At 70.7% G+C, this 17,166-nt stretch carries 21 protein-coding genes and 1 pseudogene; 9 read left to right on the top strand and 13 right to left on the bottom strand.

Translation table 11 applies throughout. From position 1 onward, the window contains the following. Positions 1–154 precede the first annotated feature (154 nt). Together ACZ49B_RS25830 and ACZ49B_RS25825 are read left to right on the top strand one after the other, a co-directional pair. Positions 155–1,498: a phytase gene (locus ACZ49B_RS25830; RefSeq protein WP_468310216.1), complete on the top strand. Its 1,344-nt coding sequence runs from the start codon at positions 155–157 to the stop codon at positions 1,496–1,498. Between the two features lie 385 nt (positions 1,499–1,883). Then, positions 1,884–2,420 carry an NUDIX hydrolase family protein gene (locus ACZ49B_RS25825; RefSeq protein ID WP_468310213.1) on the top strand — a complete coding sequence of 179 codons (537 nt, stop codon included), beginning with the start codon at positions 1,884–1,886 and terminating at the stop codon, positions 2,418–2,420. Positions 2,421–2,506: 86 nt separating this feature from the next. Here the strand turns inward: ACZ49B_RS25825 and ACZ49B_RS25820 are convergent, their stop codons facing one another. The 3 genes from ACZ49B_RS25820 to ACZ49B_RS25810 form a co-directional block, all read right to left on the bottom strand. After that, positions 2,507–2,743, bottom strand: coding sequence for a hypothetical protein (locus ACZ49B_RS25820; protein WP_468310210.1), 237 nt, complete (start codon positions 2,741–2,743; stop codon positions 2,507–2,509). A gap of 158 nt (positions 2,744–2,901) precedes the next feature. After that, complete coding sequence (locus ACZ49B_RS25815) at positions 2,902–3,669, bottom strand: response regulator transcription factor (protein WP_468310207.1); 768 nt, start codon at positions 3,667–3,669, stop codon at positions 2,902–2,904. Continuing rightward, the gene (locus ACZ49B_RS25810) at positions 3,666–4,919 is read right to left on the bottom strand and encodes a sensor histidine kinase (RefSeq protein WP_468310204.1); all 1,254 of its coding nucleotides are present in this window, start codon (positions 4,917–4,919) and stop codon (positions 3,666–3,668) included. The genes ACZ49B_RS25815 and ACZ49B_RS25810 overlap by 4 nt, the downstream gene beginning before the upstream one ends. A gap of 230 nt (positions 4,920–5,149) precedes the next feature. Between ACZ49B_RS25810 and ACZ49B_RS25805 the strand changes: the two genes are divergently transcribed. Further along, positions 5,150–6,319, top strand: coding sequence for a serine hydrolase domain-containing protein (locus ACZ49B_RS25805; RefSeq protein ID WP_468310201.1), 1,170 nt, complete (start codon positions 5,150–5,152; stop codon positions 6,317–6,319). A gap of 21 nt (positions 6,320–6,340) precedes the next feature. On the opposite strand, the gene ACZ49B_RS25800 is transcribed toward ACZ49B_RS25805, so the two are convergent. Then, positions 6,341–6,913, bottom strand: a complete 573-nt coding sequence (locus ACZ49B_RS25800; RefSeq protein ID WP_468310198.1) for an RICIN domain-containing protein — start codon at positions 6,911–6,913, stop codon at positions 6,341–6,343. Positions 6,914–7,405: 492 nt separating this feature from the next. On the opposite strand from ACZ49B_RS25800, the gene ACZ49B_RS25795 reads away from it, so the two are divergent. Then, entirely contained in the window at positions 7,406–7,837 is a 432-nt protein-coding gene (locus ACZ49B_RS25795; RefSeq protein WP_468310196.1) for an SSI family serine proteinase inhibitor, read from the top strand. Positions 7,838–7,857: 20 nt separating this feature from the next. Here the strand turns inward: ACZ49B_RS25795 and ACZ49B_RS25790 are convergent, their stop codons facing one another. Further along, complete coding sequence (locus ACZ49B_RS25790; RefSeq protein ID WP_468310462.1) at positions 7,858–8,379, bottom strand: DUF3887 domain-containing protein; 522 nt, start codon at positions 8,377–8,379, stop codon at positions 7,858–7,860. Positions 8,380–8,696: 317 nt separating this feature from the next. Between ACZ49B_RS25790 and ACZ49B_RS25785 the strand changes: the two genes are divergently transcribed. After that, positions 8,697–9,236, top strand: coding sequence for a hypothetical protein (locus ACZ49B_RS25785; protein ID WP_468310193.1), 540 nt, complete (start codon positions 8,697–8,699; stop codon positions 9,234–9,236). A 335-nt stretch (positions 9,237–9,571) separates the two neighbouring features. Then, entirely contained in the window at positions 9,572–9,907 is a 336-nt protein-coding gene (locus tag ACZ49B_RS25780) for a hypothetical protein (RefSeq protein WP_468310190.1), read from the top strand. Positions 9,908–9,987: 80 nt separating this feature from the next. Here the strand turns inward: ACZ49B_RS25780 and ACZ49B_RS25775 are convergent, their stop codons facing one another. From ACZ49B_RS25775 to ACZ49B_RS25760, 4 genes and pseudogenes are all read right to left on the bottom strand, one after another. Beyond that, positions 9,988–10,491, bottom strand: a complete 504-nt coding sequence (locus ACZ49B_RS25775) for an SRPBCC family protein (RefSeq protein ID WP_468310189.1) — start codon at positions 10,489–10,491, stop codon at positions 9,988–9,990. Further along, entirely contained in the window at positions 10,488–10,934 is a 447-nt protein-coding gene (locus ACZ49B_RS25770) for an ArsR/SmtB family transcription factor (RefSeq protein WP_468310188.1), read from the bottom strand. The genes ACZ49B_RS25775 and ACZ49B_RS25770 overlap by 4 nt, the downstream gene beginning before the upstream one ends. 3 nt (positions 10,935–10,937) lie before the next feature. After that, positions 10,938–11,312, bottom strand: a complete 375-nt coding sequence (locus tag ACZ49B_RS25765) for a VOC family protein (RefSeq protein WP_468310185.1) — start codon at positions 11,310–11,312, stop codon at positions 10,938–10,940. A gap of 61 nt (positions 11,313–11,373) precedes the next feature. Next, a pseudogene (locus ACZ49B_RS25760) lies at positions 11,374–11,493 on the bottom strand. A 341-nt stretch (positions 11,494–11,834) separates the two neighbouring features. Between ACZ49B_RS25760 and ACZ49B_RS25755 the strand changes: the two are divergent. After that, a complete protein-coding gene (locus ACZ49B_RS25755; protein ID WP_468310182.1) occupies positions 11,835–13,070 on the top strand; it encodes a tryptophan 2,3-dioxygenase family protein in 1,236 nt (411 codons plus the stop codon). Between the two features lie 60 nt (positions 13,071–13,130). On the opposite strand, the gene ACZ49B_RS25750 is transcribed toward ACZ49B_RS25755, so the two are convergent. Continuing rightward, positions 13,131–13,379: a hypothetical protein gene (locus tag ACZ49B_RS25750; protein ID WP_468310179.1), complete on the bottom strand. Its 249-nt coding sequence runs from the start codon at positions 13,377–13,379 to the stop codon at positions 13,131–13,133. Continuing rightward, entirely contained in the window at positions 13,379–13,588 is a 210-nt protein-coding gene (locus tag ACZ49B_RS25745) for a hypothetical protein (RefSeq protein ID WP_468310176.1), read from the bottom strand. The genes ACZ49B_RS25750 and ACZ49B_RS25745 overlap by 1 nt, the downstream gene beginning before the upstream one ends. Positions 13,589–13,771: 183 nt before the next feature. Here ACZ49B_RS25745 and ACZ49B_RS25740 point away from each other — a divergent pair, with 183 nt between their 5' ends. Beyond that, a complete protein-coding gene (locus ACZ49B_RS25740; RefSeq protein WP_468310173.1) occupies positions 13,772–14,920 on the top strand; it encodes a DUF7847 domain-containing protein in 1,149 nt (382 codons plus the stop codon). Positions 14,921–15,018: 98 nt separating this feature from the next. Here the strand turns inward: ACZ49B_RS25740 and ACZ49B_RS25735 are convergent, their stop codons facing one another. Next, complete coding sequence (locus tag ACZ49B_RS25735; protein ID WP_468310171.1) at positions 15,019–15,243, bottom strand: hypothetical protein; 225 nt, start codon at positions 15,241–15,243, stop codon at positions 15,019–15,021. Positions 15,244–15,440: 197 nt separating this feature from the next. Here ACZ49B_RS25735 and ACZ49B_RS25730 point away from each other — a divergent pair, with 197 nt between their 5' ends. Then, positions 15,441–15,665, top strand: a complete 225-nt coding sequence (locus ACZ49B_RS25730; RefSeq protein ID WP_468310170.1) for a hypothetical protein — start codon at positions 15,441–15,443, stop codon at positions 15,663–15,665. A gap of 36 nt (positions 15,666–15,701) precedes the next feature. Here the strand turns inward: ACZ49B_RS25730 and ACZ49B_RS25725 are convergent, their stop codons facing one another. Next, positions 15,702–16,640: an amidohydrolase family protein gene (locus ACZ49B_RS25725; RefSeq protein ID WP_468310167.1), complete on the bottom strand. Its 939-nt coding sequence runs from the start codon at positions 16,638–16,640 to the stop codon at positions 15,702–15,704. Positions 16,641–17,166: the final 526 nt, after the last annotated feature.

The raw sequence follows: 17,166 nt of genomic DNA, 5'->3' as shown, positions 1-17,166 counted from the left end.
GACGGCCGGCGAGCGGCGCGGCGACACGTCGTATTCATGTCGTGCATGACTGTCGGTCGCCTGCCGACGACGAGCCCTTAACGCGTGGGCTCCAGTCTTCAGCCGCCATGCCCCATGACTGCACACGTGTCTGACCAACCGTTGGAGACTCCTGGTGGACCCTCATCGTCCTGCTCGCCCCGCTCGCCCCGCTCGCCCCGCCGCAGCCGCCCTCGCCCTGATCGCGGCGCTCGCCGTCCTCGCCGGTCTCACCGCGGCCGCCCCCGCCTCGGCGCAGGGCCGCGGTCAGAGCGACCCGTTGCCCGCCGTCACCCCCGTGGCGGAGACCGCCACGCTGTTCGACGACGAGGAGGGCGGCAACGCCAACGCCGACGACCCGGCCATTTGGCGCAACAGCGCCGACCCCGACCGTAGTCTGGTCGTCGCCACGGCCAAGGCGGGCGGGCTGCGGGTCTACGACCTCGGCGCGCGCCAGGTGCAGGCGCTGCCCGCGCCGCGCGGGCCGGGGCCCGAGGACTCACCGGGGCGGTTCAACAACGTCGACCTGGTCCACCGGATGCGCCTGTCGGCCGGCCGGGCGGATCTCGCCGTCGTGACCGACCGCGGCAACGACCGGCTCCGCTTCTACCGCATCGACCGCGACCGCCCCGGCGGCCCGCTGACCGACATCACCGCGCCGACCGTTCCTCCGGTCTTCTCCGCCTCGCAGGAGGAGATCAACGACCAGCGCACCGCGTACGGTCTGGCGACCTGGACGGACCGGGCCACCGGCCGCTCCTACGCCCTGGTCAGCCGCCGCCACGAGACCAGGATCGCCCTGCTCGAACTGACCACCGCCCCCGGCGGCACGGTCGGCTACCGCCTCGTGCGGACCGTGGACCTGCCCTCCTCCTTCCGCCTGCCGAACGGCGCGTCCTGGAGCCCTTGCGGTGAGCCGGGCGAGCGGCCCCAGGTCGAGGGCATGGTCGTCGACCCCGCCGACGGCACCCTCTACGCCGGCCAGGAGGACGTCGGCATCTGGCGGATGCGGGCCGATCTGACGTCGGCTCCGGTGCTGGTGGACCGGGTCCGCGAGTACGGTGTCCCGGCCACGTACGACGAGGAGGCCGAGGAGTGCACGCCCGGCGCCGACCCGGGCTTCGGCGGCCGCCGCCTCACCGCGGACGTGGAGGGGCTGACCATCGTCGACGAAGGGGACGGCGACGGCTACCTCATGGTGTCGAGCCAGGGCGACAACACGTTCGCCTTCTACGACCGGGAGCGCAAGGACAACCACGAGTACGAGGGCGGCGTACGGATCACCGCGCGCTCGCGGGACCTCGACGGCTCGGAGGAGTGCGACGGGGCCGCGGCCCTGAACCAGCCCCTCGGCCGCGCCTTCCCCCGGGGCCTCCTGGTGGTCCAGGACGGCCACGACGCCCCCGAGGGCGGCCCGCGCACCGCCACGGGCTTCAAGTTCGTGGACCTGGGCAAGGTGCTGGACGCCCTGGACGACTGATCACAGGGGCGGGCCCCGGACCGGGCCCGCCCCCTCCAGGGATGACCCCGGTGGCGGCTCCACTCGGGCGCCCGGCGGCCGCCGAGTCCGACGACCGGTGCCGACCCGGCGGAGCCGGTCGTCCTGCGCCCTGAGAAGATCCGGTGCATGCCAAGTAGAACTGCCGACGAGCTCCTTGCCTGCGTGCGCGGGCCGGCCCCCGGACGCGCGCAGCGAATCGGTGACCGGATCGACGCGAACAGCACGCGAGATCGTGGAACTCCACCGGCCCGAGCGACAACACGGAACACCAGCTGAGGCCGTGGAGCACGACCGGCACGAAACTCCCGTATCCGAACCGGCCCGCATGCCTGCGGGCGCCCCACCTGGAAAGTATGCTCAAACAATGTCTGACACGACCGAGACCACGCCCGGCTGGCTGACCACGGACGAGCTGGAAACGGCCCGGGCCCGGATGCCGATCCTGTACGTGGAGGCCGTACCCGTACGCGTGGACGACAGCGGCGAAGTCACCAGCATCGGATTGCTGCTGCGCATCGGTCCGGACGGAACGGTCAGCCGGACCCTGGTGTCCGGCCGGGTCCTGCACCACGAGCGGGTCCGTGACGCGCTGCTGCGCCACCTGGAGAAGGACCTCGGGGCGGTGGCCCTGCCCCGCGTTCCCGCCTCCCTCCAGCCGTTCACCGTCGCGGAGTACTTCCCCACGGCGGGCGTCACCTCGTACCACGACCCGCGCCAGCACGCGGTGTCCCTCGCCTACATCGTGCCGGTGAGCGGCGACTGCCGCCCCCGCCAGGACGCGCTCGACCTGGTCTGGTTCAGTCCGCAGGAGGCTGCCTCCCCCGCCGTGCAGAACGAAATGCCCGGCGGGCAGGGGGTACTGCTGAAGCAAGCACTTGCGCACGTGGGACATACGTACTGAGTGAACGGCGCCCAGCCGGGGCCGGCCGGTCCAGCCCCTGCTGCGTGCCACCAGCGGTGCGACCCGCAGGGGACGGCTCTCGTCCACTAGTGCGGGGTCCAGGTGAACTTGCCGCCTCCTACCCACCGCACCACGTCCAGGTCGTCGAGGTCGTGGATCACGATCCCCATCTCCGCGGCGAGCAACAGCACGTCCGTCATCGACATCGCCCTGCCGATGAACTCTCCGTCGACCTCCACGATACGAAAGGGCGGGTTGCCGGGTTGAACGCCCAGTACGGTGATCCGCGCCGGGGAGATGTGAGGTGTCGAGCCTTCGGTCATGCGGAGACGGTTCCATGCCGGGACCGGTGACGGGCGCGGCGACACGTTCCGAGGGCCGATCGGCTTCCCATACGGCACCAAACGGCGCGCCCCGGCGGCGGGTGGTGACGGGAAAACACGTTCCCATGTCGACCGGACCCGGTCGAGCTCTGGTCGTGTCAGCCGGTGAAGCCGGGCACCACCAGACCCGACTCGTACGCGATCACCACCGCGTGGGTCCGGTTCTGCGCTCCCAGCTTGGTCAACACGTTCCCGACGTGCGTCTTCACCGTCTCCAGGCTCACCGTCAAAGACTCCGCGATCTCCGGGTTGGACAGGCCGGTGGCCATCAACCGCAGCACCCCCTCCTCACGCCCCGTCAGCGCAGCCTTCGGCAACGCCTTCGAGGAGTGCAGCGGACGGGCTGCGACCATCCGGCGCAGTGCCGCCGGAAAGAGGATCGCCTCCCCCGCGGCGACCACCCGTACCGCCTCCGCGATCTGACGGACCGGAAGTCGCTTGAGCACGAAGCCGCTGGCTCCGGCGCTCAGCGCGGCGGTGACGTAGTCGTCGTTCTCGAAGGTGGTGATCACCACGACCTTCAGCGGTTCATCCGACTCGGCCAGCAGCCTCCGGGTGGCCTCGATCCCGTTGCAACGCGGCATCCGCACGTCCATGAGGACCACGTCCGGCCGCAACCGCTGCACCTGTTCGACCGCCTCGACGCCGTCGGCGGCCTCCCCGACCACCGCGATCCCCGGCTGTGCCGCCAGCAACGTACGCAGACCGCTGCGGGTGACCTCGTCGTCGTCCGCGATCAGGAGTGTGACGGGCCGGCTGGTGGGGCCGGCGGCGGCCGGGCCTGTGTCAGCGGCAGCTCCGGCCCCGATGGGTGCGCTCGCGTCAGGGCTCGGCGTGGCGGCTGCCCTTGTGTCAGAGCCGATCATGGCGACCACCGTACCGGCAGCCGGACCGCCAACCGCCAGTGCTGCGGACCGTCCGGACCGGCGTCGATCTCACCCTGCAGCAGCCGTACGCGCTCGGCCAGCCCGGGCAGGCCGTGCCCGGAGGTCGGAAAGGCACCCGGGCGCGGGCTCGCCTCCGAGCCCGTGCCGGCACCCGTCCGGTTGACGACACTGAGCTCCAGTCCGTCCTCCGTGGCCGCGACCCGGACTCCGATCGGGCCGCCCGCACCGTGCCGCAGCGCGTTCGTCAGCCCCTCCTGCAGTATCCGGTACGCCGCCCGAGAGAGCGTCCCCTGCACCTGCGCCAACTCACCCGACAGTTCCGGCTCCACTATGGCGCCCGCGTGCCGCAACCGGTCGAGCAGCTCGGGCAGGTCGGCCAAGGTGCGGGTCGGCGCCGTCTCCGCCTTTTCCTCGCGCAGCACCCCCAGTACGTAGTCCAGGTCCTCCAGCGCGGCCCGGGCCGACTCCTCGATGCTGCGCAGGGCGGCTCGCGCCGCCACCGGGTCGGCGGAGAGCACCTCGCCGGCCACCGCGGCCTGGATCGTGGTCGCCGTCAGCGTGTGTCCTATGGAGTCGTGCAACTCGTGGGCGAGTCGGTTGCGCTCGGCCAGCTGCAGCTCCCTCTCCGCCGCCAGCGCGAGCCGCTCAGCCGAGGACGGCCCCAGCAGTCTGGGCGCCAACCATCGCAGGGCCTGCGTCACCACCGCGCACACGGCCGCCGCCCCCAGCAGGCAGCCGAGCGCCACCACCCAGCTCTGCCAGCCACCCTCCACCCGCACCGACCAGCCGAACAGGCTCAGCCCCGCTTCGGCGCCGAGCCAGCCCCCCGGGAACACAAGGCCCGAAAGGAACAGCACACCGCTCACCAGGCCCCCGGTCCACCCCAGTGCCACGTGCAGCAGCAGCCAGAGTGGAGTGCGCCAACGGTCAGCGCCTGAGTTCGAGGGCCGCCGTGCGGCCGCGAGATCCGGCAGCGGCACGCCCAACAGTCGGCGGGCGGACGCGATCAGCGCCCGCCGCGTGATGCGGGCCAGCCCGACCACGCCGAGGAGTGCCGCCCAGACCAGCAGGACCAGAACGGTCTGCACTTCCTCGGGGGCGGATCGACATGCCGGCAGTGGCAGCAGCGCGAAGGGCAGGAGGGGGAGGCTCGCCACCGCGCCGCAGTAGGCGAACAGCATGCCCGAGTACGTGGAGCCGCGCAGCAGCGGCCGGATGACCTTGATCATAGTCGGCCAGTATGGCCGGGCAGCGCGCCGGTGACCTCCCTCGATCGGGGGAGCACGTTCTCCCGCTTTCCCGTGATGTGCGACCGGGGCCCAGAAGTCACGATCGGGGCTGAGCAGTTGACCGGAGGCCGCCCGACAGCTTGCGGCAGCGCAAGCAGTGCGTCCAACGACAGCTGTAGGGCCGGCTTCCCAGCAGTTCCACGATTCCACGATTCCATAGGAGTTGACTCATGCCCGAGCAGGTAGCGCAGATGTTTCGCTCTTCCACACGCCGGCAGGGCGGCCGGCGCGGAGTCCTGTCGGCAGTGGCCGCGGTGGCCGTCGGCGTCATGACGCTGGGCGCCCTGGCGCCGCCCGCGGCGTTCGCCACCGCCCGGCCGGACACCGTCCAGCAGGGCCTGAACTCCCTGGTGCGCGCCGACGGGCTGCCCGCCGCGCTGGCGAGCGTCAAAGACCGTGAGGGCCGTACGCGTACCTACACGGCAGGGGTGGGTGACCTGGCCACCGGGTCGAAGGTGCCTGACGACGGGCAGGTGAGGGTCGGCAGCAACACCAAGGTGTTCACCGCGGTGGTCGTGTTGCAACTGGTCGGTGAGGGGAAGATCGCCCTGGACGCCACGGTCGACAGCTACCTGCCGGGCCTCGTACGCGGAGAGGGGTTCGACGGGCGCCACGTCACCGTCCGGCAGCTCCTCCAGCACACCAGCGGACTTCCCGACTACGAAGCACTCGTCGACGACGACATACGTCAGCACCGCTACCTTGACCCCCGCGACCTCCTGGACATCGCTTTCCAGCGCAAGGCCGACTTCGCCCCCGGGACGAGCTGGGGGTACAGCAACACGAACTACCTGCTGGCCGGCCTGATCGTCCAGAAGGTCACCGGCCGCCCCCTGGCCGAGGAGATGGACAAGCGCGTCATCCAACGCATCGGGCTGCGCCACACCTACTTCCCCGCCCCGGGTGACATGGCCATCCGCGAGCCCCATCCCCGTGGGTATCACAAGGATTCATCAGACGCGCCCCTGCGCGACGTCACGGAGATGGACCCCTCGGTGGCCTGGGCGGCGGGGCAGTTGATCTCCACCAACTCCGACCTCAACCGGTTCCTCACCGCGCTCTTGGCCGGCCGCCTGCTCCCGCCGGCCCAGCTCGCCGAGATGCGCACCACCGTCCCCGTCGGGGACACCGGTGCCGGCTACGGACTGGGGCTCATGAGCAGGCCCCTGTCGTGCGGCGGTGTCTACTGGGGCCACGGCGGTGACATCACGGGATACGAGACCCGGGGCGGGGTCACCGACGACGGCCGCGCCGCCGGCGTCGCGGTGACCATCATCCCGCCCGACTACGCAACCACGAAGCATGTAGAGAGCCTCGTGGACACGGCCTTGTGCCGCTGAACCACGACGCCGTGGCGGCACTCAGTCGATGGGCACTCCGGTCCGCAGGAACCAGCGGCGTGACGGGTGCGTGTCGCAAGTGAACTGGACCAGCGGGAGGTTGTTCTCCCGGGAGACGCCGCCCGCCACGGTCGCGCACTTGCCCGTCTGCGCGTTCACGAGCTGGACGGAGCCGGAGCTGTCCCGGTTGGTGATGCGCCAGCGGCGCGAGGGGTGCGTGTCGCAGGTGAACTGGACGAGGTGGACGTTGTTGTCGGTGGAGACCCCGCCCGCGACGGTGGCGCACTTGCCGGTCTGCAGGTTGATGATCTGGTTCGAGGTGCTGCTCGAGGCAGGGATGCGCCAGCGGCGCGAGGGGTGCGTATCGCAGGTGAACTGGACCAGTTGGAGGTTGTTGGCGGCGGAAACGCCGCCGGCGACCGTCGCACACTTGCCGGTCTGCGCGTTCACGAGCTGGAACGTTCCCGATATCCGTGCCGGGGAGGCGACCGCGGTTGCCTGCGCGACCGCGGCATCGGGCAACAGGACGAGGCTCCCGGCGAGAAGAACGGTCGGCACCGTCAGAAGCCGACGCGCGCGGGTGTGCTGGCGCATGGAAGTGCCCCTCTCATGAGGGTGTGAGGGAGGTGAAGGCACCGGGTGGCCGGCTCGAGGACGGTTCCGTCCTCCTGGGCCCATGAACGGCCTGCCGGTGGTTCGAGTCGGTCGAGTGCCACGGCGCGCCGGCCTCTCCCACTATCGAAGCCCACCCCCGGTGCCGCAACCGGTGACCGACCCCGGACCGAAGGAGGCGGAACGACGATATCCGGTCAGCCTGGATGGCCGTTCGATGAACCGCGCGCGACCGTCGGCAGGTCAACGGCCTGCCATCGGCACGCCACGCCCGCCATCACCCTCCGTCCGCACCCGGTTGCGAAGGGCACGCGCCGCACTTGAGCAGCCAGAACGACCGTTCGGTCGCCTGCATTCGAACAAGGTGTCCGTAAATCGGTCACCGATGTGCGCATGTCCTTCACACCGGCGAGACTCGGCAGCGTCAAGTCGACACACCGCAGCCAAATGCTGCATCCACCCTTCGAATTGAAAGTGAGTACTGTCGTGCGCTACCGCACTGCTGCTGTCTCCGCCGCCGCCCTCCTCTCCCTGACCGGCGCCACCGGCATCGCCGAGGCACAGCCCGCGAGCCTGTACGCCCCGTCCGCCGTGGTCCTCGCCGTCGCCAAGGGTGAGGACGCGGCCACCGTCGTACGGGCGTCCGCCCTCAGCTGCGCACCGACCGCCCAGGGCACGCACCCCGACCCCCGGGCCGCCTGTTCGGCCCTCGCCGCCACCGCCGGCAGCCTCGACACGCTCCTGGCAGCCCCGGACCCGAACCGCGCCTGCCCGATGCACTACGACCCCGTCACCGTCAGCGCGGACGGCGTCTGGAAGGGCAGCCGGATCTCCTGGAAGCACACGTTCTCCAACGCGTGCACCATGTCCGCGACCTTCAACGGGAACGCCGTCTTCGCGTTCTGATCAGCGGATCCGACGGGGGCTCAAGACAGTCGGACGGTCGGCGAGATCGGTACTCCTGGCTCGAGGAGCCACAGACCGGCGACGCTTCCGTCCTTGTGGAACGACACGCGGAACTCCCCGGGCTCGTGTTCCATCTGCAGCGGCACACCGACCACGGTGAACTCGCCCACTGCGACGTCCTTGGGATCCCCGTGCGACTGGTAGCGCCCGAACGTGGCCTGGTAGGTCTTCCAGGCCCCCGCGAGGGCGTCCGGGGTCAGTGCCTTGCGGAGGGCAGGATCGAAGTGGGCCGTGGCCGCGGCGAATTTGCCGCTCACGATGTCGTCGAGCATCTGAGTCGCGGTCCGGTCGTACGGAGTCTGAGCCGCGGGGGATTCGGCCGTGACCGGGCCCGCGACCGTCGTCGTGACGGCGTGGGCCTGCGTCGCAGCCGACGCGAAACCGCTGGCCGGCAGCAGTGCGCAGGCGGCCAGCGCCACAGTGGCTACGGCGTGAGCGAGTTGCCGCTTGCCGCTGCTGAGCGTTGTGACGTTGTGCGGCATGAGCACCACGACCCTCTCCGCTCGGCGGGTCCGGACACGTCCATCGTGCTCCCCTCGCTCTCCCCGCGCATGCCAGGGCCCGTCAGCCGGACGGGCTCAGGCCCGGCTTGGCGGTGTTCTGACCTCGTTGCGGCAGTGGGGCCGCATGCTGAACGCCTTCATGGCGCTGCTGTCGCCGACGTGGCCACCAACCCGCCCGTTGAACTGGGCCGAGCTTGCGCGCCCGGCCACGGCATCACCGCCCGAGACCGGTGAACAGGCGGACAAGCGACCGGACCCATCGGAGGACGGCTTCCGGGCGGGGTCATAATCTCGCCATGAACATGCTTGCCGTGCGGGCAGTCTTGGCGGCCCTGCTCATGGGAACCGGCTTGAGCGGGTGTTCCTTCCTTCCCCACTTCGAGACGTGCGAGGGAACGGAGGCCGCCGTGGCCGAGCTCGACCAGCTGCCCGCGCTGGAGCTGCGCCCGAAGGGGGCCGTGGCCGTCGGCGGCGTTCCACGGTCCGGGGCCCACTGCGTCGACGACACGGCGGGCGCCTGGCTCACCGCGGAGCGGCTCTACGCGTACGGCGGGACCAGGAAGGAAGTACTGGAGTACTACGGCCGGGAAGCGTCGGCGGTGGGATGGCGTCCGGTGGAGGACCTGGACATGGGGTCCGACGGCCGGTTCGTCGTCTTCTGCTTCGAATCTGCCGACCGCCCGAGCATCACCCTCTCCTTCACCTCGCCCGAGACGCTGCGCGAGCTCCACGGGATGGAACCCCACCCGTCGGAGCTGCTCGGAGTGGACGCCCGGACCTGGTACACGTGGTCCGCCGAGGCGGAACCCGACGGTTCGCGCATGGACTGCTACTAGGCCGGGCGCAGGGGGACCAGGCGGGAGCTGGAGACGTCACCGACCGGAGGGACCGTGTTCCGCCTCCGGGTGGCGTCGGCCGGACGCTGACCGTGCGGCGGCTGCGCGCATCCGGGCCCGCCGGGCGGTCCGACGGATCCACGGGGCCCGCCTCTGGGGCGCCCTCCGCGGGCTGCTCCGCCCGCGACCACAGCCGCCGTCGTGGGTCAAGCCCCGAGCATCAGGGGCATGACCGGGAGCGGGTGTCGGGGGCCCAATGGAAGCACGGAGCCCGCCGCGGGCTCCGCCCCGGGGTCTCGGCCCCGAGGCCCCCTCGCACCACAAGGAGCAACATCATGATCCGTACGACCCTGACCACGCGTCTCGCCCTCCTCGGCGCCTCCACCGCCCTCGCCGCGGGTGGCGCGCTGCTGCCCTCCAGCGCCTTCGCCGCACCGGCTGCACCGCAGGTCGCAGCCGTTCAGACGGCGCCCGACCACCAGACGCACCATGTCGGCAACACGACGACGGTCACCGAGACGAAGACCGTCAATCGCACACTGCCCGACGGCAGGATCAGGGTCATCACGACCACGACGGTCACCAAGACGACCAAGCACCACGGCAAGGTGGTCAAGCAGACCATCACGACGACCGTGTCCAAGAAGACCCTCCCGGCGTCGCACGGCTGAGGCAGCCACACGGAAACCTGGAACGGCCCGCAATCCCGTACGGGGTTGCGGGCCCTTCCTGGCTGCGTGGAGCGGCGGCTCTATCCCGCGGTGTCGGCGTCCGCGGGTGCGTCGGGTTCGCCGGATCCCTCGAGGCGGTCGAGGAAGGCGGCCAGGGAGCGCATGATCCCGCCGCGCCAGCCGTTGCCCATGAGGGTGCGGGCGCGCTGCTGGAGGGGGTGGTCGGGATCGAAGCCCTCGTGGTCGAGGAGGAGGCGGGTGCCGCGGCCTTCGGGGTGCAGGGTCCAGGTGATGGTCCAGTCGACGTCGATGCCCTGGTCGGGGTCGGCGTCCTGCCAGCCGATACGGAGCATCCGGCCCGGCTCGAAGGCCAGCACCTCGGCGGCGATGGTCCCGGAGAAGCCGGTGGCCGGCATCGGGATCGCCTGCATGGTGTAGCGGTGGCCGACCTCCAAACGGAAGTCGCCCGGCATGAACCAGCGGGCCAGCAGCTCCGGCTCCGTCAGGGCGCGCCACACCTTCGCGGGCGGGTGAGGCAGGAACTGATCGACGTGGACCGCGGTCAGGTCCTCGCGTCCGGTCATGGAGCGTTCTCGTTTCCGTCTGGCGTGGTGGGCGTGGCGGGCGCGAAGGCCGTACCGGGCCTACCGGGCGCGGGGACGAGCGGGGTCGGCTCGTCCGGCATCTCGTCCAGGAGGCCGGCCAGGGCGGTGAGCTTCTCGCGCCAGAACCGCTCGTAGGGGTGCAGCCACTCCTGGACCTCCATCAGCGGGGCCGCCTGGAGGCGGTAGATCCGCTGGCGGCCCGCCTTCGTCTCGGCGACCAGACCGCTCTCGCGGAGGACCCGCAGCTGCTCGGAGAAGCTCGGGCGCGCCATGTCGAAGTGCGCGGCCAGCTCGGCGACCGGCTGCGGGCCCTGTTCGCGCAGCAGCCTGAGGACCTCGCGGCGTATCGGACTGGCGAGGGCCGCGAACACGCGGCTCTCCGCCTCTTGCGCCATCTCGGCCGTGCCACTCCCGCCGGCCACGACTCAGAACCCTGCCGGTACGGGTGCGGCCAGGACCCAGGTGTTGCCGTCCGGGTCGGCGAACTTGGCCTGGCGCCCCCACGGGTGGTCCTCGGGGCCGTCGACCTCGACGCCGCCCTGCGCGAGTTCGGCACAGTCGGCGTCCAGGTCGGTGCTCTCCAGGAGGGTCGCGGCCAGGTTCCCCGGGGTGAAGCCCATCTCGGGGGTCGCGAGGACGAAACTCGTCTGGGCGCCCTTCGGAGCGACCTGGAGCCACCGGATGGGGCCCACCGCGCGGTCGGAAACGACCTCGAATCCGAGGACCTCGACGTAGAAGGCCTTGGCCCGGTCCTGGTCGGAGACGGGCACGGTCACGAAGCGGGTGTGGGAGATGTGCATGCACACCACTATAGGTAGGAATTTTCCTACCTATCAAGTCGATCACCGGGGAGTTCGGGCGCGGGGCCGACGGGATTCGAACCCGCGGGGCCGACAGCCAGGTCCGGCGATCGGCCACCAGTCCCGGACGCCAGGGGCCTCCGGTGTCCGGGATCGCAATGGACCGCTCTGCCACAGCCCCGCGCCCTGAGGGACCGCGCGGTCCCACTACGGCGGAGCCTACTGCCGTGATCAGCGAGGCAGCCATCATTTTTGTCAAGCCACGAATATTCGAGCGAAGACGTACGGCCCTTCGATCATGCCTAGTGGGACCCAGGGCCTCTTTCGGGAAGCGTGAGGCTCACCACCGGACAGAAAACGGTTCCTCGCCACTCACGGCAGCCGTGATCCAAGGAAGAGATGAGTCACATGAGTTCTGACTGCCGAACGCGATGCATTCGAGCCATGTCCCAAGGTGGCTGCCTCGGAGCAGACGCCGAGAAAAGGCCCGAATTTCCGGCTAGCGGAACGTGCGCCTCACGCGTGGCCAGTTTCCGAGAGGTCAAACGCTGGACTAGCGGCGACGGCCTGACGGCCGAGCTCGACGGGATCTCCCTGGCGCGGGCCATCACGGAACAGGCGCGGCGCAGAGGAAAGCATTTCCTGCCGAGGAAGATTCTTGCCCAGATGAGCGAGGTTCACAGCCGGAACACTTCGGGCCGTCCCTTTCTCGAGGCATTTCTCCACTGCATGCTCGACAAGCACGAAGGCCGCTTCTGGAACCGAACCTATCTCGCGCTGCCGCTCCTCGAGCTCCTGTTGGACGAACGGCACTCCGCCCTGAGCCCTGACCGGCTGGCCACGCTCCTCATGTCCGATGTCATTCGGTTCGAGATCGAAGCAGCCCGCACGTCGACAGGGGAGCAGGAACGGGGCCGGCCGGATCCGGCGACGCTGCGGAAGCGGCTGCGCCACGCCCTGCGGTTCGTGGGCGGCCCTCTCGGCGCGACGGATGCCGATGACCTGCTGTCCCGGACACCCCAGATGCCCCAATCGCGGATGGAGGACCTCCTCCCCCACCTGCCGCGGCCCCCGGCGACGGACGCAGGCCGCTGGTTCGACGTATCCGTCCAGCCGGTATACGTGCTCCACGACGAATATTTCTTCATCCGCGCCCTTCAGACTCACGAAATGGTCTTCACCACGATCTCGACGGCCACGCAGGCAGCCGTCAGGGAATTGCGTGAGGGGCGCCTCGAGGCCGCTGTGGCGCGAGTGGACCAGGCGACGGCGATGTTCGAGCGCGCCTCGGCGCTCTTCCGGATAGTCGCCACGATGCGGGCAGAGCAATTCTTCGGCTTCCGGGAGTTCACCCAAGGTGCCAGCGCCATCCAGTCCGAACAGTACAAGCGGTTCGAGATAGCGTGTGGCCCGCCGACGGCCCCGCGCTTGCAGTCGGCTGCCTTCACGAATGTGCCGGCCGTGCGCTCCGAGGCTGAAGAAGCCGCCCACGACAGTCTGACCCGGGCCTACCTCGACATCCGAGGCGAGGGCGGATTCAGCCAGGCGGAATGGACCGTTCTCAACGCGGCACTCGGCCGGCTGGAAAGCAGGCACCAGCGCTGGAAGTCCACCCACCGCAGGCTCGCCCTGCGCATGCTCGGCGACGCCCACGGGTCGGGTTACACCGACGGCGTTCCGTACCTGACCGAATGCCTGGACAACCGCCTGTTCCGGCAGCTCGGGGAGGTCTGCTCGAAGCCCTCCGCGACCGACTGACGACAAGGGCAACCGCTCCGCCGGTCGCCCCGGCCGACGGGCGCGCCAAGGGCGGGCCGCTCAGGCCTCGACGTACGCGACGAGGATCAGTGTGCCCAGAGCCGTCGGGACGTACAGGACGCGGACACCGTCCTGCCGGTGTTCCCGAACGGACCCGTGCTTCGACGCCACTCCGAGCTCCGGGTTCCGGGACACGGCGACGAGCACCGGGTCGAGCCGTGCCCGCTCGCTCTCCGACATCCTCTCGATCTGCTCCTGCGCGACGTCGTAGAAGACGACGCGGGCGCGGCGAGGGCCGTGCTTGCCCATCAGGCGACGTTCGGGACGGAGGAGTTGTCGTCCAGCGGGGGCTGACCGAGGTTTTCGCGCAGGTCTTCCCACGGGACGACGCGCTCCATGTCGATGCCCTCGCCGGCCAGCCGCTCGAGCACGTACGCGATCTGCGGGTCGTCGGCCACCAGATCGCGTGCGTCGGCGCGCAACGCGTCCTGTTCCGCCTGGTCGAAGACGATCCGCATCGGGGCCTCCCGGTATAGGTACTGACCCGAGGCTAGCGCAGCACCCCAGCCGCGCGGGCCCGTTCGGCCGGTACGAAGGGGCGTGCACGGCAGGGCACATGGGGTGGGGAAGCGGCTGCCGGGCCTCTGACGAGGTGGGATACGTTGTGCCTCCATTCGGGGGACGATCTACGGAGCTTGTTCATGACGCAGAACACAGGGTGGGGCGGCCACGGAGGCGGCTGGGGTGACACCCCGCCGTGGGGCGCCTGGGCGCCGCCCGCGCCGCAGCCGGGCGTGATCCCCCTGCGGCCGTTGGCCCTCGGGGAGATACTCGGCGGATCGTTCTCGACCATCCGCCGCCACTGGAAGCAGCTGGCCGGCGTCATGCTGGCCGTGCAGGCCATCGTCCTGCCGGTCTTGGCCCTCGCGGTGGGCATCGCCGTCGCCGCGGTGTACCGGCACATCGAGCCCGTCTTCGATCCGCCCTTCGGGACGGAGCCCGCGGCCGAGCACCTCGTGCCGGTGCTCGTCGCCGGCGGCGCGTTGTTCCTGCTGCTCCTCCTCACGGGCGGGCTGGGCGTGGCCGTCCTCATCGCGCTCTGTCCGGCCGTCCTCAAGGAGGCGGTCATGGGCCGCCCCACCACGTTCCGCGCGATGTGGCGCGCCGCCCTCCGGCGCACGCCCGCGGTGGCCGGCACGATGCTGCTCACCATGCTGATCGCCGGCTCTCCGGTGTTCGCCGCCATGGCGGTGTGGCTGCCGCTGATGTTCTCCGCGGCCTCCGGGGACGTCTCCCCGGCGATACTCGCCCTCCTGCCGGTGCTCCTGCTGGTTGCCCTGCCCGTGACCGTGTGGCTCAGCACCCGGCTCGCCCTGGCGCCGGCCGCCGTGGTCATGGAGGGCGTCACCCCGGTCACCGCGCTGCGCCGCTCGGCCAAGCTGGTCCGGGGCGACTGGTGGCGGATCTTCGGCATCACGATGCTCGCCGGGCTGATTGCCGCGGCGATTTCGTATCTGATCCAGTTGCCGTTCAACCTCATCGGCATGTTCGGGGTGATTCCCGCTGCGGCGGATCAGCCCAAGGGGAGCGGCCCCACGTCCGGCATGATCACCGCCTTGGTGGTGGCCTTCGTCGCCATGCTCCTCGGCGCCGCCGTCAGCCAGATGTTCCAGATCGGATTCAGCCAGCTGGTGAGCGGGGTGCTGTACGTCGACCAGCGGATCCGCCGCGAGGGCCTCGCCGATGCGATCCTCGCCGAGCTCGCCTCCAAGTCGCCGACCACCGGCCCCGCGCCCGCGCCTACGGCCCCGCCCGCGCCCCCGCAACCCGAGGAGCCGACCGACACCTGACGGGTGTCCGCAGGTCCCGCCGGTCCGACTGCCGGCCGTGTCGAGGTGGTGGCGACGGGACGAACTGCTGCCGCGGGGTGGCGGACTGGAGCAGTCCCTCAGGGAGCCGCGCGGCAGGCGGTCACCGCGGTCCCGTTGGTCACACTGGCCTTGGTCAGGCCGGTCACGCACTGGTCGTGGTAGCCGGTCGACCCGACCGTACACGCCGCCCGGATGGAGGCCGGGACCTCACCACCCTGCAGCTCCCGCTCGACCTGGTTGATACAGGCCGAGACGTCCGCGTGGGCGGCGGGGGCCGTGAAGGCCGCGCCCGGGATCTGCATCTGCCGGATCCGCGTGGGAACGGCGCCGAGCGCACACGGCCGATGTGCCGCGAATGGCCCGGGCCCCGCACCGGACCGGCTCGGCAGGGCTTCCCCTCCCCGTTCGACGCTAGAGCAGCCCGCTGCCCTACGCACCCGCTGGGGCAGGTCAGCGGGCCGGCCACCCAGCGCGTACGGGCGGGACGTACCTGGGACGGGTGGAAGTGTCGGTCGTCAACACCAACCAGCCGCACAGGATTTCCGCCCGCGTGTGGACCACCAACGGGTGGAGCGCCGGTACGAAGGTCGAGGATGTCGCCGCGTTTCGAACGTATCGGGACCAGGCGTACCCCCAGCGCCACTTCCCGGCGGGCACCAGGCTGTGCGCGGAAGGCTTCCGCGGCGGTCAGAGCGTCGGCCTGCCCTGCGTGACCCTCACCTGAGGGCCCTGCCCGTGCCCGACGTGGGAGGCACGCGTCTCAGGCCCGGGCAAGTCGGGGGAGAAGGAGTTCGGCGTTGCCGCGGTTGATCGCATGCAACTGCCCGTCCTCCCAGTGGGGGTACGTGTCCAGCCCTGCGTCGAACCCGGTGGCCCACTCCTCCGGGAGCATGGGGAAGTCGCTGCCGTACAGAACGTGTCCGGGCGCGGCGAAGGCCGTCAGGGAGGGCAGTGATGCAGGGCCGGCCGAGATGGCCGTGTCGAAGTAGAAGCGCCGCAGGTCGTCCAGGAGACCCTCGGGCGTGGTGTCGGGATGGAGGCGGGCGGCGACCGCGAAGCGGTGGGCGGCGTAGGGCAGGAAACCGCCCGCGTGGGGCAGGATCATCTTGATCCCGGGGTACCGGCGCGGAACACCGTGCACGGCCATGTGCAGGGCGGTGCGGGCGGTGTCGTACGGGAAGTCCACCAGCGGGCCGGGCAGGCCCGGGACCATCGCGCCGGGCGGCGCAGTGGGGTGGACGAGGACGACGGCGGCGCGCGCGTCCAGCTCCGCCCAGAGCGGATCGAACTCCGGGTCTCCGAGGTAACGGCCGTTGGCGTTGGACAGCAACATCACACCGTCGGCGTGCAGTGCGTCCAGGGCATGGGCGGCCTCGGCGAGCGCGCCGTCCACGTCGGGCAGGGGCAGGGCGGCGAAGTGACCGAATCGGTCGGGGCGGTCCTTGACGACCTCGGCGGTGTACTCGTTCACGCGCCTGGCCCCGGCGCGAGCGCCGGCGGGGTCGTCGGGGGCGGCGAGCGGTGCGGGGTACGACAGGACGCCGGTGGCGATGGACCTGCGGTCCATCATGGCGATCGCGCTCTGCTCGTCCCATGCGGGCGCGGGCCAGCCGAGCGCCTCGGCGCGCTCGGCCATTCCACGACTGCGGTCCGGGGGGATCAGGTGCTGGTGGACGTCGATGCGCGCGGGGTCCGTCATTCCTGCCCGTGCCTCCTCGCATACGGGTGTCTGCGTCGGCGACACCCTGTCCACATGAGAAGGGGCAGCAGGTGACCGACAGACCGGCCCCACCCGGAACTCACCGGAACGGCTCAACCACCGCACCCGGCGTCTGCTGAGCCTCGGGGCGGCGAGCCTGAGAGCGGCGGGCGGTCGACCCGGCGCGGTCGGGGCGGAATGCCGTCGGCCCGGTTTCAGGGTGCGGGCCCCGGTGCAGCAGGCTGCTCCGACTGCCACACGGGCCGCGCCGGCCGGCTTTTATCAAGATCGGCATCCGGCGTCAAGCCACGTATTCGAGGGGCGTGACGCCCGCTCCCCCACACGGTTTATTGGAACTACGCCCCACCGGGAAACCCCGGAAAACAAAAGGCCGACCAAACCCCCCGGCCCACTCCACAGGGCGGAACACAAAACCTTATTCATTTGCCGAATGGAGAATCACCATGTTCGAGCGTTTCCCGACCCGCCGCGTCGTCCTCGCCGGAGCCTCCCTCGCCCTCCTCGG

The sequence above is a fragment of the Streptomyces sp. NPDC031132 genome, assembly GCF_055570595.1.
Note: the sequence above shows the minus strand (reverse complement) of the source record. Positions and strands in the feature narration are given on the sequence as shown.